At 43.0% G+C, this 26,389-nt stretch carries 40 protein-coding genes; 38 read left to right on the top strand and 2 right to left on the bottom strand.

Annotated features, from left to right (window positions below; translation table 11 throughout):
- Nucleotides 1-45: 45 nt before the first annotated feature.
- Nucleotides 46-930 carry an AraC family transcriptional regulator gene (locus tag ACGHCT_RS05520; protein WP_072849253.1) on the bottom strand — a complete coding sequence of 295 codons (885 nt, stop codon included), beginning with the start codon at nucleotides 928-930 and terminating at the stop codon, nucleotides 46-48.
- A 224-nt stretch (nucleotides 931-1,154) separates the two neighbouring features.
- On the opposite strand from ACGHCT_RS05520, the gene ACGHCT_RS05525 reads away from it, so the two are divergent.
- A complete protein-coding gene (locus tag ACGHCT_RS05525) occupies nucleotides 1,155-2,171 on the top strand; it encodes a zinc-binding dehydrogenase (RefSeq protein WP_158640973.1) in 1,017 nt (338 codons plus the stop codon).
- A gap of 12 nt (nucleotides 2,172-2,183) precedes the next feature.
- Nucleotides 2,184-3,572 (top strand): MFS transporter, encoded by a 1,389-nt coding sequence (locus ACGHCT_RS05530; protein ID WP_390438821.1) that lies wholly within the window; start codon nucleotides 2,184-2,186, stop codon nucleotides 3,570-3,572.
- A gap of 64 nt (nucleotides 3,573-3,636) precedes the next feature.
- On the opposite strand, the gene ACGHCT_RS05535 is transcribed toward ACGHCT_RS05530, so the two are convergent.
- Nucleotides 3,637-4,389, bottom strand: coding sequence for a GNAT family N-acetyltransferase (locus ACGHCT_RS05535; protein WP_154257230.1), 753 nt, complete (start codon nucleotides 4,387-4,389; stop codon nucleotides 3,637-3,639).
- Nucleotides 4,390-4,547: 158 nt separating this feature from the next.
- Between ACGHCT_RS05535 and ACGHCT_RS05540 the strand changes: the two genes are divergently transcribed.
- The 36 genes from ACGHCT_RS05540 to ACGHCT_RS05715 all read left to right on the top strand — a co-directional run bounded on the left by ACGHCT_RS05540 (nucleotide 4,548) and on the right by ACGHCT_RS05715 (nucleotide 26,140).
- On the top strand, nucleotides 4,548-5,936 hold the full coding sequence (locus ACGHCT_RS05540; protein ID WP_154257232.1) for an aminopeptidase: 1,389 nt from the start codon (nucleotides 4,548-4,550) through the stop codon (nucleotides 5,934-5,936).
- Between the two features lie 118 nt (nucleotides 5,937-6,054).
- Nucleotides 6,055-7,161: a hypothetical protein gene (locus ACGHCT_RS05545; RefSeq protein ID WP_226902991.1), complete on the top strand. Its 1,107-nt coding sequence runs from the start codon at nucleotides 6,055-6,057 to the stop codon at nucleotides 7,159-7,161.
- A gap of 424 nt (nucleotides 7,162-7,585) precedes the next feature.
- Nucleotides 7,586-7,903 carry a 30S ribosomal protein S10 gene (gene rpsJ, locus ACGHCT_RS05550; protein ID WP_072849244.1) on the top strand — a complete coding sequence of 106 codons (318 nt, stop codon included), beginning with the start codon at nucleotides 7,586-7,588 and terminating at the stop codon, nucleotides 7,901-7,903.
- A gap of 205 nt (nucleotides 7,904-8,108) precedes the next feature.
- Entirely contained in the window at nucleotides 8,109-8,744 is a 636-nt protein-coding gene (rplC, locus tag ACGHCT_RS05555; RefSeq protein WP_072849243.1) for a 50S ribosomal protein L3, read from the top strand.
- A 29-nt stretch (nucleotides 8,745-8,773) separates the two neighbouring features.
- A complete protein-coding gene (gene rplD, locus ACGHCT_RS05560; protein ID WP_154257236.1) occupies nucleotides 8,774-9,394 on the top strand; it encodes a 50S ribosomal protein L4 in 621 nt (206 codons plus the stop codon).
- Nucleotides 9,394-9,693: a 50S ribosomal protein L23 gene (gene rplW, locus ACGHCT_RS05565; RefSeq protein WP_072849240.1), complete on the top strand. Its 300-nt coding sequence runs from the start codon at nucleotides 9,394-9,396 to the stop codon at nucleotides 9,691-9,693. Before rplD ends, rplW begins: the two co-directional genes overlap by 1 nt.
- A gap of 111 nt (nucleotides 9,694-9,804) precedes the next feature.
- On the top strand, nucleotides 9,805-10,650 hold the full coding sequence (gene rplB / locus ACGHCT_RS05570; RefSeq protein WP_154257237.1) for a 50S ribosomal protein L2: 846 nt from the start codon (nucleotides 9,805-9,807) through the stop codon (nucleotides 10,648-10,650).
- Nucleotides 10,651-10,665: 15 nt separating this feature from the next.
- On the top strand, nucleotides 10,666-10,947 hold the full coding sequence (gene rpsS / locus ACGHCT_RS05575) for a 30S ribosomal protein S19 (protein WP_154257239.1): 282 nt from the start codon (nucleotides 10,666-10,668) through the stop codon (nucleotides 10,945-10,947).
- Nucleotides 10,948-10,978: 31 nt separating this feature from the next.
- Nucleotides 10,979-11,365 carry a 50S ribosomal protein L22 gene (rplV, locus tag ACGHCT_RS05580; protein WP_154257241.1) on the top strand — a complete coding sequence of 129 codons (387 nt, stop codon included), beginning with the start codon at nucleotides 10,979-10,981 and terminating at the stop codon, nucleotides 11,363-11,365.
- Between the two features lie 11 nt (nucleotides 11,366-11,376).
- Entirely contained in the window at nucleotides 11,377-12,033 is a 657-nt protein-coding gene (gene rpsC / locus ACGHCT_RS05585) for a 30S ribosomal protein S3 (protein WP_154257243.1), read from the top strand.
- 2 nt (nucleotides 12,034-12,035) lie between these two features.
- Complete coding sequence (gene rplP / locus ACGHCT_RS05590) at nucleotides 12,036-12,473, top strand: 50S ribosomal protein L16 (RefSeq protein WP_072849233.1); 438 nt, start codon at nucleotides 12,036-12,038, stop codon at nucleotides 12,471-12,473.
- Entirely contained in the window at nucleotides 12,463-12,672 is a 210-nt protein-coding gene (gene rpmC / locus ACGHCT_RS05595; protein ID WP_072849232.1) for a 50S ribosomal protein L29, read from the top strand. Before rplP ends, rpmC begins: the two co-directional genes overlap by 11 nt.
- Before the next feature lie 18 nt (nucleotides 12,673-12,690).
- Complete coding sequence (gene rpsQ / locus ACGHCT_RS05600; RefSeq protein ID WP_072849231.1) at nucleotides 12,691-12,948, top strand: 30S ribosomal protein S17; 258 nt, start codon at nucleotides 12,691-12,693, stop codon at nucleotides 12,946-12,948.
- Nucleotides 12,949-12,992: 44 nt separating this feature from the next.
- A complete protein-coding gene (gene rplN / locus ACGHCT_RS05605) occupies nucleotides 12,993-13,361 on the top strand; it encodes a 50S ribosomal protein L14 (RefSeq protein ID WP_072849229.1) in 369 nt (122 codons plus the stop codon).
- 11 nt (nucleotides 13,362-13,372) lie between these two features.
- Nucleotides 13,373-13,684, top strand: coding sequence for a 50S ribosomal protein L24 (gene rplX / locus ACGHCT_RS05610; RefSeq protein ID WP_072849228.1), 312 nt, complete (start codon nucleotides 13,373-13,375; stop codon nucleotides 13,682-13,684).
- Nucleotides 13,685-13,706: 22 nt separating this feature from the next.
- The gene (rplE, locus tag ACGHCT_RS05615) at nucleotides 13,707-14,246 is read left to right on the top strand and encodes a 50S ribosomal protein L5 (protein WP_072849227.1); all 540 of its coding nucleotides are present in this window, start codon (nucleotides 13,707-13,709) and stop codon (nucleotides 14,244-14,246) included.
- A 17-nt stretch (nucleotides 14,247-14,263) separates the two neighbouring features.
- Complete coding sequence (locus tag ACGHCT_RS05620; protein ID WP_072849226.1) at nucleotides 14,264-14,449, top strand: type Z 30S ribosomal protein S14; 186 nt, start codon at nucleotides 14,264-14,266, stop codon at nucleotides 14,447-14,449.
- Nucleotides 14,450-14,492: 43 nt separating this feature from the next.
- Complete coding sequence (gene rpsH, locus ACGHCT_RS05625; RefSeq protein ID WP_154257245.1) at nucleotides 14,493-14,894, top strand: 30S ribosomal protein S8; 402 nt, start codon at nucleotides 14,493-14,495, stop codon at nucleotides 14,892-14,894.
- Nucleotides 14,895-15,177: 283 nt separating this feature from the next.
- The gene (rplF, locus tag ACGHCT_RS05630; RefSeq protein ID WP_072849221.1) at nucleotides 15,178-15,717 is read left to right on the top strand and encodes a 50S ribosomal protein L6; all 540 of its coding nucleotides are present in this window, start codon (nucleotides 15,178-15,180) and stop codon (nucleotides 15,715-15,717) included.
- Nucleotides 15,718-15,734: 17 nt separating this feature from the next.
- Nucleotides 15,735-16,103, top strand: a complete 369-nt coding sequence (rplR, locus tag ACGHCT_RS05635; protein ID WP_072849219.1) for a 50S ribosomal protein L18 — start codon at nucleotides 15,735-15,737, stop codon at nucleotides 16,101-16,103.
- A 19-nt stretch (nucleotides 16,104-16,122) separates the two neighbouring features.
- Complete coding sequence (gene rpsE / locus ACGHCT_RS05640) at nucleotides 16,123-16,632, top strand: 30S ribosomal protein S5 (RefSeq protein WP_072849217.1); 510 nt, start codon at nucleotides 16,123-16,125, stop codon at nucleotides 16,630-16,632.
- Between the two features lie 13 nt (nucleotides 16,633-16,645).
- Nucleotides 16,646-16,828: a 50S ribosomal protein L30 gene (gene rpmD, locus ACGHCT_RS05645; protein ID WP_072849215.1), complete on the top strand. Its 183-nt coding sequence runs from the start codon at nucleotides 16,646-16,648 to the stop codon at nucleotides 16,826-16,828.
- A gap of 22 nt (nucleotides 16,829-16,850) precedes the next feature.
- The gene (gene rplO / locus ACGHCT_RS05650; RefSeq protein ID WP_072849213.1) at nucleotides 16,851-17,291 is read left to right on the top strand and encodes a 50S ribosomal protein L15; all 441 of its coding nucleotides are present in this window, start codon (nucleotides 16,851-16,853) and stop codon (nucleotides 17,289-17,291) included.
- Nucleotides 17,291-18,604, top strand: a complete 1,314-nt coding sequence (gene secY, locus ACGHCT_RS05655) for a preprotein translocase subunit SecY (RefSeq protein WP_154257247.1) — start codon at nucleotides 17,291-17,293, stop codon at nucleotides 18,602-18,604. Before rplO ends, secY begins: the two co-directional genes overlap by 1 nt.
- A 102-nt stretch (nucleotides 18,605-18,706) precedes the next feature.
- Nucleotides 18,707-19,351 (top strand): adenylate kinase, encoded by a 645-nt coding sequence (locus ACGHCT_RS05660; RefSeq protein WP_154257249.1) that lies wholly within the window; start codon nucleotides 18,707-18,709, stop codon nucleotides 19,349-19,351.
- A 3-nt stretch (nucleotides 19,352-19,354) separates the two neighbouring features.
- Complete coding sequence (gene map, locus ACGHCT_RS05665) at nucleotides 19,355-20,110, top strand: type I methionyl aminopeptidase (protein ID WP_154257251.1); 756 nt, start codon at nucleotides 19,355-19,357, stop codon at nucleotides 20,108-20,110.
- Between the two features lie 7 nt (nucleotides 20,111-20,117).
- Nucleotides 20,118-20,402, top strand: a complete 285-nt coding sequence (locus ACGHCT_RS05670) for a KOW domain-containing RNA-binding protein (protein WP_154257254.1) — start codon at nucleotides 20,118-20,120, stop codon at nucleotides 20,400-20,402.
- A 21-nt stretch (nucleotides 20,403-20,423) separates the two neighbouring features.
- The gene (gene infA, locus ACGHCT_RS05675) at nucleotides 20,424-20,642 is read left to right on the top strand and encodes a translation initiation factor IF-1 (protein ID WP_005950464.1); all 219 of its coding nucleotides are present in this window, start codon (nucleotides 20,424-20,426) and stop codon (nucleotides 20,640-20,642) included.
- A gap of 125 nt (nucleotides 20,643-20,767) precedes the next feature.
- Entirely contained in the window at nucleotides 20,768-20,881 is a 114-nt protein-coding gene (gene rpmJ, locus ACGHCT_RS05680; protein WP_003497809.1) for a 50S ribosomal protein L36, read from the top strand.
- Between the two features lie 388 nt (nucleotides 20,882-21,269).
- The gene (rpsM, locus tag ACGHCT_RS05685) at nucleotides 21,270-21,638 is read left to right on the top strand and encodes a 30S ribosomal protein S13 (protein ID WP_072849201.1); all 369 of its coding nucleotides are present in this window, start codon (nucleotides 21,270-21,272) and stop codon (nucleotides 21,636-21,638) included.
- Between the two features lie 54 nt (nucleotides 21,639-21,692).
- Nucleotides 21,693-22,085 carry a 30S ribosomal protein S11 gene (rpsK, locus tag ACGHCT_RS05690; protein ID WP_072849199.1) on the top strand — a complete coding sequence of 131 codons (393 nt, stop codon included), beginning with the start codon at nucleotides 21,693-21,695 and terminating at the stop codon, nucleotides 22,083-22,085.
- 18 nt (nucleotides 22,086-22,103) lie between these two features.
- Nucleotides 22,104-22,697 carry a 30S ribosomal protein S4 gene (gene rpsD, locus ACGHCT_RS05695; protein ID WP_154257256.1) on the top strand — a complete coding sequence of 198 codons (594 nt, stop codon included), beginning with the start codon at nucleotides 22,104-22,106 and terminating at the stop codon, nucleotides 22,695-22,697.
- 82 nt (nucleotides 22,698-22,779) lie between these two features.
- Nucleotides 22,780-23,739 (top strand): DNA-directed RNA polymerase subunit alpha, encoded by a 960-nt coding sequence (locus ACGHCT_RS05700; RefSeq protein WP_072849195.1) that lies wholly within the window; start codon nucleotides 22,780-22,782, stop codon nucleotides 23,737-23,739.
- 189 nt (nucleotides 23,740-23,928) lie between these two features.
- The gene (locus tag ACGHCT_RS05705; RefSeq protein WP_390438833.1) at nucleotides 23,929-24,465 is read left to right on the top strand and encodes a bL17 family ribosomal protein; all 537 of its coding nucleotides are present in this window, start codon (nucleotides 23,929-23,931) and stop codon (nucleotides 24,463-24,465) included.
- A gap of 154 nt (nucleotides 24,466-24,619) precedes the next feature.
- A complete protein-coding gene (locus ACGHCT_RS05710) occupies nucleotides 24,620-25,537 on the top strand; it encodes a diacylglycerol kinase family protein (protein ID WP_154257258.1) in 918 nt (305 codons plus the stop codon).
- A gap of 45 nt (nucleotides 25,538-25,582) precedes the next feature.
- Nucleotides 25,583-26,140 carry a manganese efflux pump gene (locus ACGHCT_RS05715; RefSeq protein WP_154257260.1) on the top strand — a complete coding sequence of 186 codons (558 nt, stop codon included), beginning with the start codon at nucleotides 25,583-25,585 and terminating at the stop codon, nucleotides 26,138-26,140.
- Nucleotides 26,141-26,389 lie beyond the last annotated feature (249 nt).

A 26,389-nucleotide genomic window follows, 5' to 3' on the forward strand; every position in this document is an offset into this window, starting at 1 on the left:
TTTAAACTTGATTTTCCTGCGGGAATGTTTTTTGTTATTCCCCTGTCACCTTGTTTTTCTGTATTCTGACATAGACATATGCTCCATTTCTTTAAAGAGCTTCTGAAGCGACTTTGGAGAGGCGAATCCCACAATATGGGCGATTTCCTCAATAGAGTAATCTGTATTGCAGAGATAGTCTTTGGCATATTCCATGCGCAGTATGCTTAGAGTCTTGCTGAAAGTGGTTCCGAAGAGAGACTGAAATACTCTGTTTACATGTCTGGGGGCGATATTCAAATGTGCAGCTACACTGTCTATGGTGATTTCATGCTGGTAGTTCATATGGATATACTTGGAAGCCTCCAGCCCTAGGTTTAGTATACCGTCAGGCTTTTGCTGCGACGATACTTTATCATTAATATGCCGAAGTGCCTGTATAAAAAACTGGTAAAATAAAACATTGGTTACAGAAGCCCAGCCAATCTTTTTTTCCTTCATTTCATTCCATATTTGATTCAAAAGTCTGGTGCCGTGGAAGGTTTCCCTGGACAGCAGATACTTCTCATGAACGATCAAATCCAGCACTTGCTGGATTTCTTTATATTCCAGAGCGCCAAACAGCGATTTTGAGGATACTTTGGAGACAAAATCGAAGATAATCACAAAATATTCCTTTTTTTCATTTGGTTCATGAAATACGTGGTGATTAATATTAGGAGAAAGATAAAGAACCTCTCCGGCAGAAAGGGTCAATTCCTGTTCTTGTACCAGGACATGCAGACGGCCGCTTGTTACATAATAAATTTCATAGTATGGGTGATAATGTCGGAATTCTACCGTGGAACTGTTCAGCTTTTCTGCATATTGAATCATAAAATCGAAATCAGGCATGGTGACAGAGGTTATATATTTTTGATATAGATTATCGGGGTTATAGATATTGTCCAATCGGAATCACCTCACTGGCAGTTTGTTTACAAAATTATGAGTGAATTTTAGCACAAATAAACAATAAAGTAAATATAAATGATAGAAAAGAGACATATTAGAGAAAAATATGTCTTTCAGGTCAATTGAATTTAGAAATAATAGCTAATATAATTCATGTATCAGAGAAAAATATGTGCATAATGTTCCGGGGAACAGGATGCGGCTATTATGGAGGTATGGATATGGCTAAAATGAGACAACTGTGGTTTGTAGCGGAGAATAAAGTAGAGGTGCTGGAGGTAGATATCCCGCCTGTGCTTCCGCGCCAGGTGAAGATTAAGATTGCCTACGCGGCTCTCTGCGCAACAGATGTACATCAGGTAACAATGGGGGTGCTGGATGCGAAACCGCCCATGGCGCTGGGGCATGAAGCGTCAGGAATTATTGAGGAAGTCAGTCCGGAAGCCGCTGCTGCGGGTTATCAGGTGGGAGACAAGGTGGCATTGTATCCGGTAACCAGCTGCGGTATATGCGAACAGTGCAAAAAAGGGATGCCTCAGTATTGCGTTCATTCCCAGACAACCGGTGCATTCGCAGAGTATGTGGTCACCGATATCAGCGCAGTCTTTAAGATTCCCAAGGATGCTGATCTCATGCATTATAGCCTGGTGGAACCGGCAAACTGCACTGTGCGGGCACTGGATCTTGCACCTATCCGTCACGGGGCAACTGTGGCTATAGCAGGTGTGGGCGGGATTGGCTCCATTATGCTGAATATGATTCTCCTCTCAGGAGCGTCTAAAGTAACCGCTATTGATCCGGTCGAGGATAAGAGGAATATGGCGCTGGACATGGGAGCCTTACATGTGATAGATCCCTTTCATGAAGATGTGGAGGCGAGGGCTATGGAGATAACCGGGGGTGAGGGGTTTGACATGGTTTTTGAGTTCTCGGGCTCTCCGAAGGCAGCCGAAACTCCTTTGAAAATTCTGGCTAAATGTGGAACGGCGGTATATTTCGCAGTATTCCCTCCGACCTTTGAAATGCCTCTGAACTTATATGACTTATACAGGAAGGAAGGCCGGATACAGACGGTATTTACCACAACGTCTATTATGAACAGAACGATTAATCTGATTCCGAGAATGCAGCTGGATAAAATAATTGGAAAAGTAATGCCTCTTAGGGAGGGGGCAGAGGCTTTTGCTCTATTTCATAAATCTATTTATCCTAAAATTCTGCTGGACTGCTCAAATTAGGAGGATGACTGCATGGGTACAAAAACAGAGAACAAGGAAAAACTATCTGCGTTTCGTGTAATTGGCTATGCCTCAGGGGACTTCGCAAATAATTTCAGCTGGGCACTTGTATCAGGCTATCTGCTGTATTTCTGGACCGATGTTGCACTTATTCCTGCGGCTCTCTGCGGCACATTCATGCTTCTTTCGAAAGGGATTGATGCTGTCAGTGATCCCATTGTAGGGGCATTAGCAGACCGGACGAAGTCTAAGTGGGGAAGATACCGCCCCTGGATCATATTTGCGGCGGTTCCTATGCTGATTTTCAATATTATGAGCTTTACAGTGTTTCCTTCTGACAATGTAAATGTGCGGGCAGTGTATGCTTTGGCGGTTTATGTGGTTTTAGTAATCGCTTATACCTGTGTGAATATTCCATATTCTGCTATGCCGGCCGCCATAACCAGGGATGACAATGAACGCTCCAAGTTGTCGAGCTGGCGTATGACAGGAGCTTTTATTGCAACCCTGATACTGTCTCAGGGGGTGCTGAGGGTTGTTAACTTTGCAGGTAAGGGAGATGAGGCCAAAGGCTATTTTTATGCGGCTATAATTTTTTCTGCCATAGCTTTTCCTATCTATTTATTCTGTTTTAAGACGACTAGAGAGACAGTTGACATTCCCATGACAGAAGAGAAGATGAGCTTAAAAGAATATGTGAGGGTTTTAAAAGGCAACCGTCCGGTTCACATACTGATTATATCCTTTGTGTGCTGGGGATTCTACGAGGCAGCAATAGGGGCTGTGAGAATGTACTACTTTAAGTATTATGTAGGAGATGCCAATCTGTTTATGCTGAACTCAAGCCTGATGTTTCTGGGCAGGGTATTTGGAACATATTCTCTGGCTTTTCTGGTAAAAAAAGTTTCCAATAAGAGAACACTTCCTCTGATTGGATTTATGGCCAGTGGAATACTTATGGTAATTATGAATTTTCTGCCTGTACATACCCAGACAGGTCTAAACTCATATCATTTTATGACATTCCTGACAGGAATCGGCGGGGGGCTTGGCCTTGCTTCTCTTTTTGGAATGGTTCCGGATTGCTCGGAATACACACAATATAAATATCACACCCATGCCATTGGATTTATCTCAGCGTTTATCAACTTCGCATTTAAGCTGGGAATGGCATTTTGTACTGCTTTTATAGGATGGATCTTAAGTGCCCTGGGATATATGGCAAATGCAGAGCAGAATACTTCTGTACTGACTGCCATTAACCTGACAATGAACGGAATCTGCGGCATCTTGCTCATAGGGGCAGCTGTAGCTCTGATTTTCTATGGGATTGATAAAAAGAGCTATGCGGCAATGAGAAGGGAGATAGAAAAGAAAATAGAAGAGAGTCATGAACTATAGAAACTATGGGGAAGGGGTTGTCCTGACAATGTTATTTCGGGACAGCCCCTTGTGTGCTTTTAGATTATTCGGCATCCTTCTGGCGGAACCAGTAAGTATAAAAATCTTCGTATCCTAGAGCAGAATACAGGCGTTTGGCCGGTTCATTGCCCTTTACTACCTGGAGGTATGAGGAGGAGGCTCCCTGACGGATGCCTTCCTGAATGATTGCTGTGCAGATTGCCTGCCCCCAGTGCCTTTTCCGGTACAGCTCTTCTACGTGAATGGCATACAGGCCAATGTATTCCCGGTCCAGTATCCCAAGTCCGGTGGCAGCTATCTGGCCGTCAACTTTGATAGAGGCAGCAATGGTATCTTTAGGGATGGCCCGGTACATAGAGGGAACAATGGAGCGGTGAATGGGGTTGGTGGTTCCTTTCAGGCGGAAAAGCCCCTGGATCCATTCGGCGGGGATATAGTGATCCAAATGCACGTCACAGGACGGAGGGGTGCAGGAAAATTTCTCCAGATCCATAGTCATTACTTCTGTTATATGACTGATGTTGTATCCACTCTCTGCCAGCATCTGGTCAAACGCGCTGTCTACAAGAGGGCTGATCTTAAAGATGGTCGGTGTGCCCCAGTCTTCATAGATACTTTCACAGTAGTTTATCTTTTCCCTCAGGGGGATAGTGGATGGGCCCAGCTGCTCCACACTGTTGGTGCGGTGGGTATAAAAATAAGAAAAGCGCAGAATCCAGCTGTCGTATATCTGCATTTGATGAGAAGGCCAGGCATTCAGAGAAAGGTCCTCGATCATTTTTATCTTCCGTTTCATAATAGTTCTCCCTCATTTGATTGTAAGAGCAATTCTATCCACATTATAGAATAGGCGTCGGAAACTGGCAAGTATAATCTTAGGCACTCCGGTTACTTGCGGGAAGGGGGAAAAAAGGATATAATCAGATAATATGAAAGAAAGGCAGGTTATTACATATGGATATTAAGAATGCGTGGATTAAGTATAAGGGGAACGAGCGGGAGAAAGTCATGAACTTTGCGGAGGGCTACAAAAACTTTCTGTCTGCCTGCAAGACAGAGAGAGAATGCGTAGACAGAATCATAGAGGAGGCCAGGGAGCAGGGATATCTGGATCTGGAGGAAGTGATCCGCAGGGGGGCATCTCTCAAATCCGGGGACAAGGTATATGCCAATAACATGGGGAAAGCCCTGGCGCTGTTTCAGATTGGGAAAAAACCTTTGGAGGACGGCATGCGGATTCTGGGAGCTCATATTGATTCTCCCAGACTGGATCTGAAACAGAACCCTCTCTATGAAGAGGGAGAGCAGGCGCTTTGGGAGACACATTATTACGGCGGAGTAAAAAAGTATCAATGGGTTACCCTTCCCATGGCTGTCCATGGGGTTGTGGTGAAAAAGGATGGTACCAGGATAGCGCTGAATATCGGGGAAGGTGATGAGGATCCGGTGGTTGGGATCTCAGATCTGCTTATTCATCTCTCCGGAAAGCAGCTTGCGAAAAAGGGAAATGAGGTAATCGAAGGGGAAGATTTGAATGTTCTTGTGGGCAGCTGCCCGGTTTCTGAGGAAGAAGACGAGGAAAAAGAGCCGGTGAAGGCCCGGGTGCTGCAAATTTTAAAGGAAACCTATGAGATAGAAGAAGAGGATTTCCTGTCAGCAGAAATTGAGATTGTGCCGGCAGGGCGGGCCAGGGACTGCGGCCTGGACAGGAGCATGATTATGGCTTACGGCCATGACGACAGAGTATGCGCCTATCCTTCCTATCAGGCCATGTTCCAGGTGAAGGATCCGGAATATACTTCTGTGTGCCTTCTGGTAGACAAGGAAGAGATTGGGAGCGTAGGGGCAACGGGAATGCAGTCCAGATTTTTTGAAAATATGGTGGCGGAAGTCATGAATGCTGCAGGGGAGTACAGTGAATTGAAGGTTCGCCGGGCTTTGAGCCGCTCCAGGATGCTTTCATCTGATGTGAGCGCTGCATTTGATCCGAATTACCCGCAGGTAATGGAAAAGAAAAATGCTGCTTTTTTGGGAAAAGGAGTAGTTTTTAACAAATATACCGGTTCCCGGGGAAAATCAGGATCCAACGATGCCAATGCAGAATACCTCGGGAGTCTCAGGAAAGTTATGGATGACAATCAGGTAACCTTTCAGACCGCAGAATTGGGGAAAGTAGACCAGGGCGGGGGAGGAACGATAGCCTATATCCTGGCTAATTATAATATGGAAGTGATTGACTGCGGCGTCGCTGTTTTGAATATGCATGCCCCCTGGGAGATTGCAAGCAAGGTGGACATCTATGAGGCATACAGGGGCTATCAGGCATTTCTAAGAGACATGTAATGGATATCGAAAACAGCAGAAAAATGTTGGGAATGGAAGTTTGGGGTGTACAGATTCTCATTTCAATGGTAGTATAATACTGTATGATGCAAAATGAAAACAACGAGGAGAAAAAAACATGTCAAAGTTTCTGAAATTTATAGTAAACCTGATTGTGATATGTGTGGTCCTGGTAGCAGGGATGCTGATTGTTCCGCCTCTTTTAGGGGTGGATACCTTTATGATAGATGATGTGAGTATAGATTCGAACCTTCCTATGGGATCCGTGACTTACGCCAAGAGGGTGAAAAGGGAGAACCTTTCAGCCGGAGACAAGATTATGATCCAGGACGGAAAGCAAATCTATGAATACCAAATCGCGGATATGGATGCCACCGCGGGTTCCTATACTCTGAAGAATCCGCGCAATTCCAAGTCAGAAGATCAGACTGTAGCACTTACCGCCACGGTGGCTAAGCCGGTTTTGACCGTGCCCTTTATCGCTTATGCGGTAATGGCTCTCCAAAGCAAGGAAGGGCTGATTATCATTGGACTTGGTGTTATATTTCTCATTATTCTTTTCGTGCTGGCTGAGCTGTGGAAAAAGGATACGGACGAAGACGATGAGGAAGAGGACTACGAAGATGAGGAGTATGAAGAAGACGAGGAAGAAGACGAGGAAGAAGACGAGGATGAGCCAAAGAGCAGACGCCAGTTAAAAAAAGAAGCTAAGCGGGCTGAAAAAGAGGCGAAGAAAGAAGCCAGGAGGCGCCGCAAAGAGGGCCTGGATGATGAGGATGAGGAAGAAGAACTGCCTCCTCCGGTGAGAAGAAAGCCGGCGGCCCAGCCTCTGACGGAGAAACCGGCTGCTGCATCTGCGGACGCAGTCCTTGAGGAGACACTGGCTTCCATTGCGGCGGGAGTTGCGGGAGTGAAGGAGTCAGAAGTTCCTGTACAGGAGGAGATTGTCTTCCCTCAGAGAGAGGAAGCGGCTGCGGATAACTCCAAAACTATGGTTATGCCCCAGGCAGAAGAACTCAAGGAAGCTGTCGCTGAGAAAGAAGCTGCACCTGAGAGGCCAAAGACAACGAATATGCCGGAGCCAGAACAGCGCAAAGAAAAAATACGTCATACACCTTCTGCTCAGGAATTGCTGAACAAAGCAAGCCGAAGCGGAGAAGAACCAAAAGTGGAGGAAGATAAGGACGCCGGAGTTACACTCCTAGACTATACGGATTTGTTGTAGAGAATACACCTTGCATGGTAACGTGCAGGGTGTTTTGTATGAGTTTCTTCTATATTAAAGGTACGTTTAGAGTGGTTTGCCGGAGACTTTTGACACCTGCAATAATGCTTAAGAGGAACAGTATGAAAAAAATGTATTTTTTGTAAAAAAACTCTTGCAATATTTTGGATTATCCTGTATACTGATTACTGTTGTGACATTGATAGCGATGAAGCGTGAGGTTGCTGCATGAATTGCAGGTTTTCCGTGGAGCGAATGTCAAGTTAAGAAACTGGCGACAAGTCACTGTACAAGTTGAAAATGTCTATCGAATCAGAAGAACAGGTAGAAACTACGTGTGAAACATTTTATGACACACACGGGAATGTGTACAGTCACCGCTTGTCGTACTGCTAATAAGTGCGAAAAGGAGGCGACTTTTTTTATGGCAAGTCAAGTAATGAGAATCACATTAAAAGCTTACGATCATCAGTTAGTGGATGCGTCTGCAGGCAAAATTATCGAAACTGTAAAAAAGACCGGATCAGTAGTGAGTGGACCAGTTCCCCTGCCTACAAAGAAAGAGGTAGTTACAATTCTTAGGGCGGTACACAAATACAAAGATTCCAGAGAGCAGTTCGAACAGAGAACTCACAAGAGACTCATCGATATCATTACACCAACACAGAAAACTGTGGATGCGTTATCTCGTTTAGAGATGCCGGCAGGTGTTTACATTGATATTAAAATGAAACAGAAATAATAGTGAAAGAAATTATCCTACAAGGTTGATATATAAATGAAAACGCCACACGACTAAGTTCAAAAGGACTTCTCTAAGTGTTGCGGCGTACGTTTGCACTAGGTTCGAAAGAACCTCACCAAGTGCTTACAGTATATTAACTTTCTGTCTAGGATGATTGCACAAAACAGTGTAATCCGCTGTAGATTAAACAGGAGGTAAAAAAATGAAGAAAGCAATCTTAGCTACAAAAGTCGGAATGACTCAAATCTTCAACGATGACGGAGTGTTAACTCCGGTAACTGTATTGCAGGCAGGCCCTTGTGTGGTAACCCAGGTTAAAACACAGGAAAACGACGGATACAGCGCAGTACAGGTTGGATTCGGCGACAAAAGAGAAAAGTTAGTCAACAAGCCAATGAAAGGACAGTTTGAGAAAGCGGGAGTTTCCTGCAAGAGATTCGTCAGAGAATTCAAACTGGACGGAGCGGAAGAATATACTTTGGGACAGGAAATCAAAGTTGATGTCTTTGAGGCAGGAGACAAAGTCGATGCCACCGCTACTTCCAAAGGAAAAGGATTCCAGGGCGCAATCAAGAGACACGGACAGTCCCGCGGACCTATGGGCCACGGTTCTAAGTTCCACCGTCATGCAGGTTCCAACGGCGCTGCATCAGATCCCAGCAAGGTGTTCAAGGGCAAAAAAATGCCGGGTCAGATGGGTAACAAAAAGATCACTGTTCAAAATCTGGAAGTTGTAAAAGTAGATGCAGAAAATAATCTGTTATTAGTAAAAGGTGCTGTACCGGGACCTAAAAAATCTTTAGTGACAATCAAGGAAACTGTGAAAACTGTTAAATAAGTTTTTTTCAGGAAAGGAGGAACACACAGATGGCAAACGTATCTGTTTTTAATATGGAAGGCAAAGAAGTTGGAACAATGGATCTGAATGACGCAGTGTTTGGTGTGGAAATAAACGATCACTTAGTGCATTTAGCAGTTGTTCGTCAGCTTGCAAATAATCGTCAGGGAACTCAGAAAGCAAAAACCCGTTCAGAAGTTCGCGGCGGCGGAAGAAAACCATGGAGACAAAAAGGAACTGGTCATGCAAGACAGGGTTCAACCAGATCTCCTCAGTGGACAGGCGGTGGAGTGGTATTTGCTCCCACACCGAGAGACTATGATATGAAGATGAACAAAAAGGAAAGAAGAGCAGCGTTAAAATCAGCTCTTACATCCAGAGTTCAGGAAAATAAACTGATTGTTCTTGATGAACTGAAATTAGATGAAGTAAAGACGAAAGCAATGCAGAATGTATTGAACAACCTGAATGTTTCCAAAGCATTAGTTGTGTTGAACGACAATGACAGCAATGTGGTATTATCCGCAAGAAACATTCCTGATGTAGTAACTGCGTTACCTAATACAATCAATGTATATGATGTATTAAAATATAATACAGTAATTCTTACAAAGGCTGCTGTTGCTTCGATCGAGGAGGTGTACGCATAATGGCAAACATTCAATATTATGATGTAATCCTTAAACCAGTCGTGACTGAAAAGAGTATGAACGCTATGGGAGAAAAGAAATATACTTTCTTAGTACACCCGGAAGCAAATAAGACGATGATCAAAGAAGCTGTTGAGAAAATGTTCGAGGGTACAAAAGTAAAATCTGTTAACACCATGAACAATGACGGCAAAAAGAAAAGACGCGGTATGACCATCGGCCGCACAGCAAAGTCTAAAAAAGCAATTGTTGCTTTGACAGAGGACAGCAAAGATATCGAAATCTTTGAAGGACTTTAAAATTAACGGATAATGATAGAGACAGCGGCTGAGAGAAATTAATCCATTATTCAGTCGCGTAGCAAAACGCTAGGATGCGTTGTAAAACGAGAATCGAAAGGAGAGATAGTAATGGGAATTAAGACCTATAACCCATATACACCTTCCAGAAGACACATGACCAGCTCCGATTTCCAGGAGATTACAAAATCTACACCGGAGAAATCTCTGGTAGTGTCATTGAAAAAGAACGCTGGACGTAACAATCAGGGTAAAATCACAGTAAGACACCGCGGAGGCGGAAGCAGAAGAAAATATAGAATCATCGATTTTAAGAGAAGAAAAGATGATGTACCGGCAACTGTAACAGCAATTGAGTACGATCCCAACAGAACAGCCAATATCGCTTTGATCACCTATGCAGATGGTGAAAAAGCATATATTCTGGCTCCGGATGGATTAAAAGTAGGCATGAAGATTATGAACGGCCCTAACGCAGAAGTAAGAACAGGCAATTGCCTGCCTCTCTCAGAGGTGCCGGTTGGTACAATGATACACAACATTGAGCTGTATCCTGGAAAGGGCGGACAGCTGGTTCGTTCAGCAGGTAATGGCGCACAGTTAATGGCAAAAGAAGGCAAGTACGCAACCCTTCGTCTGCCGTCAGGAGAAATGAGAATGGTTCCGATCATCTGCAGAGCATCTATCGGCGTGGTTGGAAACGGCGAGCACAGCCTTATTAACATTGGTAAAGCTGGACGTAAGCGTAACATGGGTATCAGACCTACTGTCCGCGGTTCTGTTATGAACCCCAATGACCATCCACACGGCGGTGGTGAAGGTAAGACAGGAATCGGCCGTCCGGGCCCATGTACTCCTTGGGGTAAACCTGCTCTTGGCCTTAAGACAAGAAAGAAAAATAAGCAGTCTAATAAATATATCGTAAGAAGAAGAGATGGTAAAGCATTAGCTAAATAAAGGAGGTTAGAACTAATGGCTCGTTCACTGAAAAAAGGACCATTTGCAGACGAAAGCTTACTGAAAAAAGTAGAAGCAATGAATGCTGCAGGTGATAAAACAGTTATTAAAACCTGGTCACGTCGTTCTACAATCTTCCCTCAGTTCGTCGGACACACAATTGCTGTCCACGACGGAAGAAAACATGTGCCGGTATATGTTACAGAAGATATGGTTGGACACAAGCTTGGTGAGTTCGTGGCAACCAGAACCTATAGAGGACATGGAAAAGACGAGAAAAGATCAGGAGTTCGTTAATTATTCGTAGTCGAGAAAGGAGGACTTATCCATGGCAAAAGGACATAGATCCCAGATAAAAAGAGCAAGAAATGCAGTGAAAGATACAAGACCGTCTGCTAAATTATCTTATGCGAGAATGTCAGTACAGAAAGCTTGTTATGTATTAGATGTAATCCGCGGCAAAGATGTTCAGACAGCGCTTGGTATTTTGACATATAATCCAAGATATGCATCCAGCGTAATCAAAAAAATATTAGAATCAGCAATCGCTAATGCTGAGAATAACAACGGAATGAATGTTGAGAATCTTTACGTAGCTGAGTGCTATGCCAACAAAGCACCAACTATGAAGAGAATCAAACCAAGAGCTCAGGGTAGAGCATATAGAATTGAGAAAAGAACAAGTCATATCTCTATCGTATTAGATGAAAGATAAGGAGGGCAAACATGGGACAGAAAGTTAATCCACACGGCCTCAGAGTCGGTGTGATCAAAGACTGGGATTCCAAATGGTATGCAGAAGGCGATTTTGCTGACTATTTAGTAGAAGACTATAATATCAGGACTTTCCTGAAAAAGAAATTATACAGTGCAGGTATCTCTAAGATTGAAATCGAAAGAGCTTCCGACAGAGTAAAGATTATCATTTATACAGCTAAGCCGGGTGTAGTAATCGGCAAGGGCGGATCTGAGATTGAGAAAGTAAAAGCTGAACTTCAGAACTATACAGACAAAAAATTAGTTGTTGATATCAAAGAAGTAAAGAGACCAGACAAAGATGCTCAGTTAGTAGCAGAAAACATTGCATTACAGTTAGAGAACCGTATCTCTTTCCGCCGTGCTATGAAATCTACTATGTCCAGAACTATGAAGGCTGGAGCAAAGGGAATCAAAACTTCCGTATCCGGACGTCTCGGCGGAGCTGATATGGCCCGTACAGAGTTCTACAGCGAAGGAACCATTCCTCTTCAGACTTTAAGAGCAGATATCGATTATGGCTTCGCTGAGGCAGATACAACCTATGGTAAGGTGGGTGTTAAGGCTTGGATTTATAATGGCGAAGTACTTCCAACTAAAGGAACTAAGGAAGGGAGCGATAAATAATTATGTTAATGCCTAAAAGAGTAAAACGTCGTAAACAATTCCGCGGATCCATGAAAGGAAAAGCATTAAGAGGAAATAAAATCAACTACGGTGAATACGGCCTTGTTGCTACAGAACCATGTTGGATCAAGTCAAACCAGATTGAGGCAGCCCGTGTTGCCATGACTCGTTACATTAAGCGTGGCGGTCAGGTTTGGATTAAGATTTTCCCGGATAAACCAGTAACAGCGAAACCAGCAGAAACACGTATGGGTTCCGGTAAGGGAGCTTTGGAATACTGGGTAGCAGTAGTGAAACCAGGCCGTGTAATGTTCGAAATCGCAGGTGTTTCTGAGGAAACAGCCCGTGAAGCATTACGTCTTGCTATGCACAAGTTACCATGTAAATGTAAAATCGTTTCTCGCGCAGACTTAGAAGGCGGTGATAACAGTGAAAATTAATAAGTATGTAGAAGATTTAAGAACAAAATCAGCTACAGAATTACAGGAAGAATTAGTAGCTGCTAAGAAAGAACTCTTTAATTTGAGATTCCAGAATGCAACGAATCAATTGGACAATACAAGCAGAATCAAAGAGGTTCGTAAAAATATTGCCAGAATCCAGACAGTGATCGCCGAGATGGCTAATGCTGCTGAGTAATCAAAGGAGGCATAAATCGTGGAAGAAAGAAATCTTAGAAAAACACGTACTGGTAAAGTAGTGAGCAATAAGATGGATAAAACTATCGTAGTTGCTATTGAAGACCATGTAAAACATCCTCTTTACAAGAAAATCGTAAAGAGAACCTATAAATTAAAAGCGCATGATGAGAGCAATGTATGCAACATCGGCGATACCGTAAAAGTGATGGAAACAAGACCTTTATCCAAGGATAAGAGATGGAGACTTGTGGAAGTAGTAGAAAAAGTTAAATAATTTGATAGATAATTTACGAAAATTCGTGAAGGAGGAATACCAGCATGATTCAACAGGAAAGTAGACTTAGAGTTGCTGATAACACCGGTGCAAAAGAAATCCTGTGCATCAGAGTTATGGGCGGTTCTACTAGAAGATATGCTAATATCGGCGATGTGATCGTTGCTACTGTCAAAGATGCAACACCAGGTGGAGTTGTGAAAAAAGGCGACGTTGTGAAAGCCGTAGTTGTTCGTACTGTAAAAGGCGCTCGCCGTAAAGATGGTTCTTACATCAAATTTGACGAGAATGCAGCCGTTATTATTAAAGATGATAAAACACCAAGAGGAACTCGTATTTTTGGACCAGTAGCCAGAGAGCTTCGTGAAAAACAGTTTATGAAAATTGTTTCCTTAGCTCCGGAAGTATTATAGGAGGTACTCTAATGTCAACATTTAAGATTAAAACAGGCGATACTGTAAAAGTGATTGCCGGCAAAGATAAAGATAAAGAGGGTAAAGTAATCTCTGTGAATCCTAAAAACAGCACAGTTGTTGTGGAAGGGGTAAACATGATTACGAAGCATGAAAAACCTTCTATGGCCAACCAGCAGGGCGGTATTGTAAACAAAGAAGCACCTATCCAGGTTTCTAACGTAATGTATCTGCACAAAGGTACTCCTACCAGAATCGGTTTCAAGGTAGAGGGCGACAAGAAAGTGCGTATTGCTAAAAAAACCGGAGAGGTTATCGATTAATTAGGAGAGGAGGCCATTCAAAGTGAGCAGACTGAGAGAGATGTACGAAAATGAGATCGTAGATGCTATGGTCAAAAAGTTTGGATATAAAAATGTCATGGAAGTGCCAAAACTCAATAAGATCGTTGTAAATATGGGTGTTGGTGAAGCCAAAGACAATGCAAAGCTGTTAGATGCAGCAGTTGCAGATATGGAACTGGTAACAGGACAGAAAGCAGTTCTGACAAAGGCAAAGAATTCTGTTGCTAACTTCAAAATCAGAGAAGGAATGCCGATCGGTTGTAAAGTAACATTAAGAGGCGAGAAGATGTATGAGTTCGCGGATCGTCTTATCAACCTTGCATTACCGCGTGTACGTGACTTCAGGGGTGTAAACCCTAACGCATTCGACGGAAGAGGTAACTACGCACTGGGTATTAAAGAACAGTTGATTTTCCCTGAAGTGGAATATGATAAAGTCGATAAAGTAAGAGGTATGGATGTTATTTTCGTAACAACTGCTAAGACAGACGAAGAAGCCCGTGAATTATTGACATTATTCAATATGCCGTTTGCAAAATAGAATAGGAGGGAAATTTCATGGCTAAAACAGCAATGAAAATCAAACAGCAGCGTAAACCTAAATTCTCTACAAGAGAATATAACCGTTGCAGAATCTGTGGACGTCCACATGCATACTTAAGAAAATATGGAATCTGCAGAATCTGCTTCCGTGAATTAGCATATAAAGGACAGATTCCTGGAGTGAAAAAGGCAAGCTGGTAGGCAAGCCCCGTAGAAATATAAGGAAGAAGGAGGCAACTTCAAAATGACAATGAGCGATCCAATCGCAGATATGCTTACAAGAATCCGTAATGCAAATACTGCAAAACATGATACCGTCGATGTTCCTGCATCTAAAATGAAACTTGCTATTGCAGATATCCTTGTGAACGAAGGTTACATCGCAAAATATGATATCATCGAAGATGGCAATTTTAAAACAATCCGTATGACATTAAAATACGGTGCAGATAAAAATGAAAAAATCATCACAGGTCTGAAGAGAATTTCCAAACCAGGCTTACGTATCTACGTAGGCAAAGAAGAACTGCCAAAAGTACTTGGCGGCCTGGGAATCGCAATCATCTCTACAAACCAGGGTGTAATCACCGACAGAGAGGCAAGAAAGCGTCAGGTAGGCGGAGAAGTCCTGGCATTTGTCTGGTAGGCTGTGAACACTTAGTGAATGCAAGCCGCAGGCGCAGTATGAACTTAGTGAGAACGCCCGTCGCGAACCTTAGAGAGTCTGAGCCAAAGGCGACAGACGAACTTAGTTGAGCGACGTGTAAATCCATTGCTTCACACTATATTAACAAATATTATCTAGGTTTTTCACATTTAGCCTATATAATAAAAAAGGTGCGGTCAATCCGTACCTAAACAAATCACTGAAAACAGAAGGGAACCACATAAGCGTCCCTTCCGAAAATCTAAGTAAGGAGGAAAATGGTATGTCACGTATCGGAAGACTGCCTGTAGTTGTTCCAGCCGGCGTAGAAGTTAAAATCGCTGAGAACAACGTGGTGACTGTAAAAGGTCCAAAGGGAACACTTGAAAGAGCGTTGCCAGTAGAGATGGAAATTAAGTTAGAGGATGGTCAGGTAATTGTTACAAGACCAAACGATTTGAAGAAAATGAAATCTTTACACGGTTTAACCAGAAGTCTGGTTCAGAACATGGTAACCGGCGTCAGCGAAGGTTACGCTAAGATTCTGGAAGTAAACGGTGTAGGTTATAAAGTTCAGAAACAGGGTAAGAAATTAGTACTGTCCTTAGGCTACTCTCATCCAGTAGAAATGGAAGATCCGGAAGGATTAGAGTCCGTAGTAGATGGAAATAAGATTACTGTTAAGGGTATCGACAAAGAAAAAGTTGGCCAATACGCAGCTGAAATCAGAGACAAGAGAAGACCTGAGCCTTACAAAGGAAAAGGTATTAAGTATGCTGATGAAGTTATCAGACGTAAAGTTGGTAAGACTGGTAAGAAATAATTAAGGAGAGTGTAAAAATGGTTAGTAAAGTATCAAGAGCGAAAGTTCGCGCAAAAAAGCATAGAAGATTACGTAATCATCTAAGTGGTACAGCTGCAACTCCTCGTTTGGCTGTATTCAGAAGCAATAATCATATGTATGCTCAAATTATTGATGATACAGTTGGAAAAACACTGGTTTCCGCTTCTACACTTCAGAAAGATGTGAAAGCAGAGTTAGAGAAAACCAATAACGTTGACGCAGCAGCATATTTAGGAACCGTAATCGGTAAAAAAGCAGTTGAAGCAGGTATTAAGCAGGTTGTCTTTGACAGAGGCGGCTTCATATATCAGGGTAAAATTCAAGCATTAGCAGACGCAGCCAGAGAAGCTGGGTTAGAATTCTAGAAAAGGAGGTCAAGAACACATGAAACATTCTATTATTGATGCTAGTCAATTAGAATTAGAAGAAAAAGTAGTATCAATCAAGCGTGTAACAAAGGTTGTTAAAGGTGGTCGTAACTTCCGTTTCACAGCTTTAGTGGTTGTTGGTGATGGCAATGGCCATGTAGGCGCTGGTTTAGGAAAAGCAACTGAGATTCCTGAAGCAATCCGCAAGGGAAAAGAAGATGCAATGAAAAAATTAGTGACTGTAGCGAGAGACGACAAGGGAAGTATTACACATGACTTCATCGGTAACTTCGGAAGCGCATCCGTATTATTGAAGAGAGCTCCGGAAGGTACTGGTGTTATCGCCGGCGGCCCGGCCCGTGCGGTAATTGAGTTAGCTGGTATTAAAAATATTCGTACCAAGTGCCTGGGATCCAGAAATAAACAGAACGTAGTACTTGCTACCATTGCAGGATTAAGTCAGTTAAAAACTCCGGAAGAAGTTGCAAAACTCCGCGGAAAATCTGTTGACGAGATCTTTGCATAAGGAGGATTAGAAAATGGCAGATAAATTAAGAATCACATTAGTAAAATCCACAATCGGAGCAGTTCCAAAGCACAAAAAAACAGTGGAAGCATTAGGCTTGAGAAAGCTGAACAAAACTGTTGAGATGCCGGACAATGCCGGAGTTCGTGGAATGGTTCAACAAGTAAGACACTTAGTGAAAGTGGAAGAAATTTAATACAGGTTAAGGAGGTGCCATAATGGATTTATCAAGTTTAAAGCCAGCAGAAGGTTCCAGACAGAGCGATAACTTCAGAAGAGGCCGTGGACACGCTTCCGGAAATGGTAAGACAGCCGGTAAAGGCCATAAGGGTCAGAAAGCACGTTCAGGCGCTAAAAGAGTAGGCTTTGAAGGTGGACAGATGCCTTTATATAGAAGAATTCCAAAGAGAGGCTTTACTAATAGAAATACGAAAGATATCGTAGCTATTAATGTAAGCGCTCTGGAAAGATTCGAGGACGGTGCAGAGGTTACTGTGGCTGCTTTATTAGAAAGCGGAGCAATCTCTCATGCGAGGGATGGAGTTAAGATTCTCGGCAACGGGGAGCTGACAAAGAAACTGAACGTAAAAGTAAACGCAGTTAGCGAAGGTGCTAAAGCTAAAATTGAAGCCGCAGGTGGAACAGTAGAGGTGATCTAATGTTAAAGACTCTTCAAAATGCTTTTAAGGTCAAAGATATTAGACGTCGAATCCTTTATGTGTTAATGATGTTAGTTGTGATCCGTATCGGATCACAGCTTCCTATCCCTGGTACAAACCCGGACTTCTTTAAGAATTGGTTTGCACAGCAGTCCGGGGATGCATTCAATTTCTTTGATGCATTTACAGGGGGATCTTTCACCCAGATGTCTATCTTTGCACTGAGTATCACTCCATATATCACATCATCCATCATTATTCAGCTTCTCACCATTGCAATACCGAAGCTGGAGGAGATGCAGAGGGATGGAGAGGACGGAAGGAAGAAATTGACTGCTATCACAAGATATGTGACAGTAGGACTTTCCATATTTCAATCTGTTGCTATGGCAATCGGATTCAAGGGTAACATAATTGATGATTTCAACTTTGTCAATGCAGCTGTAGTAGTGGTATGTTTAACTGCTGGTTCTGCAATGCTTATGTGGATAGGTGAACAGATTACAGAAAAGGGCGTGGGAAATGGTATTTCCATCGTATTGATGATCAACATCGTTTCCAGAATCCCAAGTGACCTTATGAGCTTGTTCGAGAGTTTTGTAAAAGGCAAGACGATTGCCAGAGGTGCGTTAGCTGCAGTGATTATTCTTGCAATTATTTTGGTAGTAATCGTGTTGGTGCTAATCCTGAATGGCGGAGAGCGCAAGATTCCGGTACAGTATTCCAAGAAAATGCAGGGAAGGAAGATGGTGGGCGGCCAGTCTACGTTTATTCCCTTAAAGGTAAATACATCTGGTGTTATACCGATTATCTTTGCATCCTCGCTGATGTCTTTCCCCACAATTATTGCAGCTTTCCTTGGGAAAACCAATGGTACGGGAATTGGCAGCCAGATTATGAAGGCTCTTACATCCAACAACTGGTGTAATCCAAGTCAGCCTGTGTACAGTTTGGGATTATTGCTGTATATAGTTTTAGTAATCTTTTTTGCTTACTTCTATACATCTATTACTTTCAATCCATTGGAAATAGCAGATAATATGAAGAAGCAGGGCGGATTTATCCCGGGTATTCGTCCCGGCAAGCCGACCACAGAATATCTGAATAAAATCCTGAATTATATTATTTTTATCGGGGCAACCGGATTGATTATCGTAGCCGTTATCCCTATCTTCTTTAACGGTGTGTTCGGTGCCAATGTTTCCTTTGGAGGAACGTCTATCATTATCGTTGTAGGTGTTGTTCTTGAGACAATTAAGCAGGTCGAGTCCATGATGCTGGTACGTAATTACAAGGGATTCTTAAACGATTAGAAACAGACGCGGGATTTCATATATGGTGTACCCACATTTTCGTGGGTGCACTAAAATGCTATTGAGACTTAATTTTAGATGTATACAGGGAGGTATAAGTCTATGAAAGTTATCATGCTGGGAGCACCAGGTGCAGGAAAAGGAACGCAGGCTAAAAAAATTGCAGCAAAATATACAATTCCCCACATTTCTACGGGAGATATTTTCAGGGCAAATATTAAAAACGGAACCGAACTGGGCAAAAAGGCCAAAACCTATATGGATCAGGGACTTTTGGTGCCGGATGAGCTGGTGGTGGATCTTGTGGTTGACAGGGTACAGCAGGCTGACTGTGAAAACGGTTACGTTCTGGACGGATTTCCGAGGACCATCCCACAGGCGGAAAGTCTGGATGAGGCTCTGAAAAAGCTGGATCAGAAAATTGATTATGCTATTAATATAGAAGTTCCCGATGAGAATATTATCCGCCGTATGTCGGGGCGCAGGGCATGTGTGGGCTGCGGAGCAACCTACCATGTGGTCTACAATCCTCCGAAAAAGGAAGATGTGTGCGATGTATGCGGGGAAAAGCTGATCCTGAGAGACGACGATCAGCCGGATACAGTAAAAAAACGTCTGGATGTTTATCATGACCAGACACAACCGTTAATTGACTACTATGAAAAGTCAGACGTATTAAAAGAGGTGGACGGCACTATGGATATGGAAGACGTATTCAGGGCTATCACCGCCATATTAGGAGCTTAAACAATGTCAGTATCGATTAAAACTGCTAGAGAGATTGAACTTATGAGAAAGGCCGGACAGCTGCTGGAGCAGGTGCATGATGAACTGGAACGGTTTGTTCGTCCGGGCATCTCCACCCTGGATATTGATCACTATGGAGAGAAATTAATCCGGGATTTGGGATGTGTACCTAATTTTCTGAATTATAATGGTTACCCGGCATCTATCTGTGTTTCTGTGAATGATGAAGTGGTGCACGGGATACCCAATAAGCATCATATCTTAAAAGATGGGGACATCGTCAGTCTGGATGCCGGCCTGATTTATCAGGGGTATCACTCGGACGCGGCACGTACCCATGCAGTTGGAACAATCAGCGCGGAAGCTAGAAAGCTGATAGAAGTAACAAGACAATCCTTCTTCGAAGGTATCAAATATGCCAGGGCAGGAAATCATCTCTACGAAATCTCTGCTGCTATTGGTGCCTATGCCGAGAGCTTCGGCTATGGCGTTGTACGCGATCTGGTAGGACATGGAATCGGAACGCATCTCCATGAGGACCCACAAATTCCTAATTTTCCCCAGAAGCGCAGGGGAATCCGGCTTCAGCCCGGTATGACACTGGCCATTGAGCCTATGATTAATCAGGGCAGGGCCGATGTGGCGTGGCTGGATGATGACTGGACGGTTGTCACGGAGGACGAATCCTTATCCGCACATTATGAAAATACGGTTCTTATTACAGACGGGGAACCCGAGATTCTGACTCTCAGCAGGTAGACGGCTTATGGTAGAGTTGAGAAAAGGGATGCTTGCCAAATCAAAAGCCGGTCATGATGCGGGAAAAGTATTTGTCATAAAACAGGCGGATTCGGAATATGTGTATCTAGTGGATGGCCGCAGCCGGACGCTGGACCATCCAAAGAAAAAGAAAAGAAAGCATATTCAGGTGATTTACCGCACCCCGTTTACACTGGAAGAGGTATTTGCGGCAGGCAAAGGGGTTACCGACGAAACAGTCAAGAAAGCAATCAAAGAATATAATAAGAATGTTCTTACAGAACGTGTATGAGAGATAATAGGAGGATTATATATGTCAAAGGCAGATGTTATTGAAGTAGAAGGTACTGTATTGGAGAAACTTCCCAACGCAATGTTCCGCGTAGAACTGGAAAATAAGCACGTAGTGCTGGCTCATATCAGCGGTAAGCTCAGGATGAACTTTATTCGAATTTTACCGGGTGATAAGGTTACCATTGAATTATCCCCATATGATTTGTCAAAAGGAAGGATCATCTGGAGAGATAAATAAAAAACTTTCCATTTTGTGCAAAAATTGCTTGCAATTTGTGTTGGACAATGATAAAATATAAAACGAACTTTTGTGCTGGCATATGAAGATATGCCCATTGACGCATTAAGAAAGGAGGGTTACCAGTGAAAGTAAGATCATCTGTGAAGCCTATTTGCGAAAAATGTAAAATCATCAAAAGAAAGGGTAGCATCAGAGTTATCTGTGAAAACCCAAAACACAAACAGAGACAGGGCTAATTCTATTAGGCTTGCTTTTGTGTGCAAGGAGTTAATGAAATAAACTCCTAATTTTTATGTGCGGCTGCAGTATGAACCACCAGGAGGTGTTGTTCATATTTGTTCAAATATATGGTGAAAATTGTTTATCCTGTCCAGAAATGGATATCCTTTATATATTCCGGGACAGACATGATTATTCACGTAATATTGGCGTAATACCGGGAGACCGGAAAGGTCGCGGACTTGTCTGCGGCTGGGTGTGAAAATGCCCCGTCAGCTTTTCATACCTCAATTAGGTAACAATATTAACACAGAATCCGGCGGAAACGCACACATTTCAGGCATAAGCTATGCTTATGAGCTGCGACAGGCTGGGATCTGCAGTAGAAAATGGAGGAATAATCACATGGCTCGTATAGCTGGTGTAGACTTACCAAGAGAAAAACGTGTAGAAATCGGACTGACTTACATCTACGGAATCGGCAGAGTAAGCGCAACCCGTATTTTAGAAGAGGCAAAAGTAAATCCTGATACCCGTGTCAGAGACTTAACAGACGAAGAAGTAGGAAGAATCCGTGACGTAATCGATGAGACACAGGTAGTAGAAGGTGATTTGAGAAGAGAAATTGCTCTGAACATCAAGAGACTGCAGGAGATCGGATGCTACAGAGGAATTCGTCATAGAAAAGGACTGCCTGTTCGCGGACAGAAGACAAAGACAAATGCCAGAACAAGAAAAGGTCCTAAGAGAACTGTTGCTAACAAGAAGAAATAAGCAGCACCCGTAACTGAATGAACAAAGTAAATGAGAAAGTAGGTTAGTTTAAAAATGGCTAAAGTTACAAAGAAAGTGACAAAAAAGCGCGTAAAGAAAAACGTTGAACGCGGACAAGCACATATCCAATCATCTTTTAATAACACAATTGTTACATTAACAGATGCTGAAGGAAATGCTTTATCATGGGCAAGTGCTGGTGGTCTGGGATTTAGAGGTTCAAGGAAATCTACTCCATATGCAGCTCAGATGGCTGCGGAAACTGCTACAAAAGCAGCGTTAGTACATGGACTTAAAACTGTAGATGTTATGGTAAAAGGACCAGGATCAGGAAGAGAAGCAGCAATCCGTGCTCTTCAGGCCTGCGGTCTTGAAGTAACAAGTATCAGAGACGTGACACCGGTTCCACACAACGGATGCCGCCCACCAAAACGCAGAAGAGTCTAATAGGAGGTAGTATATACAATGGCAGTTAATAGAGTACCGGTTCTTAAAAGATGCAGATCCCTTGGCCTGGATCCAGTTTATTTAGGAATTGACAAAAAATCAACCAGACAGTTAAGAAGAGCAAACCGTAAGATGTCCGAATACGGACTTCAGTTAAGAGAAAAACAGAAAGCCAAATTCATCTACGGTGTTCTGGAAAAACCTTTCAGAAACTATTATGAAAAGGCTGATAAAATGCAGGGGATGACAGGTGAAAACCTGATGACTCTGTTAGAGCTTCGTTTAGATAACGTAATCTATCGTATGGGACTTGCAAGAACAAGAAGAGAAGCAAGACAGATCGTTGACCATAAGCATGTGATGGTAAACGGCAAGCAGGTTAACATTCCTTCTTACCTTGTATCTGTAGGCGATACCATCGAGATTAAAGAAAAATGCAAATCTTCTCAGAGATATAAAGATATTTTGGACGTTACAGCAGGAAGACTTGTTCCCCAGTGGCTTGATGTAGATCAGGAAGCTTTAAAGGGAGAAGTGAAAGAAATGCCTACCAGAGAGGTAATCGACGTTCCTGTTGATGAAATGTTAATCGTCGAATTATATTCTAAATAATTAAAGCATCACACTCACGGCATATGGGTTTCCATATGCCTGTTGAGACGATGTGCATTATGCACTGCAAGGAGGGCTTTGCATGTTCGATTTTAACAAACCTAAAATTGAAATCACAGAAATTTCTGATGATAAAAAATACGGCAGATTCGTTGTGGAACCACTTGAGAGAGGGTATGGCACTACACTTGGCAATTCTCTTCGCAGAATTATGCTTTCTTCCTTACCGGGAGCGGCAGTCAGCCAGGTGAAGATCGAGGGCGTTCTCCATGAATTCAGCTCTATTCCAGGTGTTAAGGAAGATGTGACAGAGATCATCATGAACTTAAAAAGCCTGGCAATCAGAAATAACAGTGACAGCAACGAACCTAAGATTGCATACATTGAATTCGAAGGGGAAGGGGTTGTAACTGCCGGCGATATTCAGGTGGATCAGGATATAGAAATCATGAATCCGGACCTGGTAATTGCCACCTTAAACGGCGGTGCTGACAGCAAATTTAATGCGGAACTTACAATTACCAAAGGCCGCGGATACATCAGCGCTGACAAAGGAAAAACGGATGATATGCCCATTGGTGTGATTGCGGTGGACGCTATCTATACACCGGTAGAGCGTGTCAACCTGACGGTAGAAAATACCCGTGTTGGTCAGATTACCGACTATGATAAATTAACATTGGATATCTATACAAATGGGACATTAGACCCTGATGAGGCAGTGAGTTTAGCTGCAAAAGTATTGAGCGAACATTTAAGCCTGTTCATTGATCTTTCTGAGAATGCCAAGACAGCTGAAGTTATGATTGAGAAGGAAGACAATGAGAAAGAAAAAGTATTAGAGATGAACATTGACGAATTAGAACTCTCTGTTCGTTCTTATAACTGCTTAAAGAGAGCTGGTATCAATACTGTGGAAGAGCTCTGCAACCGTACTTCAGAGGATATGATGAAGGTTCGTAATCTGGGCCGCAAGTCACTGGAAGAGGTTCTCGCAAAGCTGAAAGAGCTGGGTCTGCAGTTAAATCCCAGCGACGAATAAAATTTTGCCCGTCAGGCATCCCAGTGATGCCGTGCCCTGCAGGCAGGGTCCGGGGTACCCCTTACTACACGCCTGATAGGCGTGTGCACGGCGTATGCCGTAGGTTTAAGTATGGAAAACACAGCAGTCTGTCAGTAAGACCGATGAATGCATGGCAGATTGTTCCACACAAATGGAGGAAATATAAAAATGGCGAAATATAGAAAATTAGGCAGAACATCCAGCCAGAGAAAAGCTTTGATCAGAAATCAGGTAACTAATCTGTTATACAACGGAAAAATCGTTACTACAGAATCAAGAGCAAAAGAAATCCGCAAAGTAGCAGAAGGCTTAATCGCTTTAGCTGTAAAGGAAAAAGACAACTTTGAGACAGTGACCGTAACAGCTAAGGTTCCCCGCAAAGACAAAGACGGCAAGAGAGTGAAAGAAGTCGTTGACGGAAAGAAAGTAACTGTATTCGATGAAGTACAGAAAGAGATCAAAAAAGACGCTCCTTCCAGACTTCATGCAAGAAGACAGATGTTAAAAGTATTCTATCCAGTAAAAGAAGTTCCTGCGGATAAAGCCGGAAAGAAAAAACATACAAAAGAAGTTGATTTAGTAGACAAGATGTTTACTGAAATCGCTCCCAAGTATGCAGACCGCAACGGTGGTTACACACGTATTGTAAAGATCGGACAGCGTAAAGGCGATGCTGCTATGGAAGTTCTTCTGGAGTTAGTTTAAGTCACATAACGAAAACCATCAGGTGTTCCCGGTAATACGGGGGCACCTTTTTCTTTCGTATAAGAACCGCGCTGCCGGACAACTGAATATATCTTGCAGGAAATTTCCCGCTATAGTAAAATATAAACATTACAGGGAAGCAGAGGAAACAATTATGGCAAAGAAAATGTTATTTATCTATAACCCCAGATCGGGGAAGGCGACGATTAAGACCAAATTAATGGATATTATAGATATATTTATCAAGGGTGGATTCCAGGTGGAGGTTCACCCCACACAGGGCTATCTGGACGCTATGAAGGTAACCCGGGAGCGGGCGGGGGAATTCCATATGGTGGCCTGCAGCGGAGGAGACGGTACCCTGGATGAGGTAGTGACCGGCCTGATAAAAGGGCATCACACCACTCCTCTGGGGTATATACCGGCAGGGAGCACCAATGATTTTGCCAGCAGCCTTCACATATCCAAAAATATGCTGAAAGCTGCTGACGATATTGTGCACGGAGAGATGTTTGCCTTTGATGTAGGTAAGTTTAATCACGATGTATTTGTGTATATCGCAGCCTTTGGATTGTTTACAGATGTGGCTTATGAAACGAACCAGGATCTGAAGAATATTTTCGGGCACGTTGCATATCTTTTAGAAGGGATGAAGCGTCTGTATGGCATCCGTTCCTATCAGATGAGGGTGGAAAGCAGTGAGGGAACCTTTGAGGGAGATTTTATCTTCGGTATGGTGACCAACTCTGTCTCCGTGGGAGGCTTTAAGAAGCTGTCCGGAAAGAATGTGGAGCTGGACGACGGCCTGTTCGAGGCTACATTTATCCGAAAGCCAAAAAATCCTCTGGAACTGCAGGAGATTATCTCCTCCCTTCTTATGGCAGAGGATAATACGGAGCTGATAGAATCCTTTAAAACAGACCATCTCATCATTGAGACAGAAGAGGAGGTAGCCTGGACTTTAGACGGGGAATACGGGGGCGATCACATGAATGTAGAGATACGCAACAGAAAGCAGGCAGCCAGCATCGCTATTTCTTCCAAGGAGGACATGCAGCTTCTGGAGGATTAAGAATACTATAGTATTAAAGTCATAAATGAGTAAGTATGGTGTGATATGAATGGCATCTTGTTGAGTGAGATCATACTCTTCGTTATAGCTTTAACTATGGATTCATTTGTCATAAGCTTTGCTTATGGAATTAGTAAATGTAAGCCCTCTCTGGGCGTTGTGATAATGATGAATGGAGTCTGCAGTCTGGTTCTCGGCATTGCTCTCATAGCCGGAGGATTTCTGGGTACCTTAATTCCGGACTGGGTGACGAAACAAATATGCTTTGTACTGCTTCTGCTGGTTGGGGGATATAAATTGATTGCAGCCTGCAGAAAGAAAGAGACTGTGGATCAGACAGAGATAAAAGAACTTTCCTGGACAGAAGGATTTTTGCTGGCACTGGCCCTTTCGCTGGACGGTTTAGTTGCAGGGGTCGGGGCCGGCCTTTTATATTCAAATAAACTGCTTCTTGTGGCCTGCTCGTTCGTGGCCGGTATCGCTGTTATGCTTCTGGGATGGATGCTGGGCTACAGATGCAGGCATTTTATCCGCCGGGATTTATCCTGGATCAGCGGGGCCTGCCTCCTTCTGCTGGCTCTTCGGACTATCATGGGAGTATAAAGAGCAGACCGGATAATGCACAGAATGTGCGCATTGTCGTTTTTACTAAAAAGAAAATTAAATGTTCATTAGATTTATATAAAATGCGACAAAATAAGAAATTTGCGAAAATCCCCTTGCATTTTTAGTGTTTTTGCGGTATCTTAATACCAGATTGGAAATGACATTCCAGTAAATGTGTACGAGTGAACAAGGGCGTTCCACTTTTAGTGGATCGCCCTCTTTTTGTTTAAGGCCCGTACAGAAATA

Source organism: Lactonifactor longoviformis (assembly GCF_042848515.1).
Lineage (GTDB): Bacteria > Bacillota > Clostridia > Lachnospirales > Lachnospiraceae > Lactonifactor > Lactonifactor longoviformis.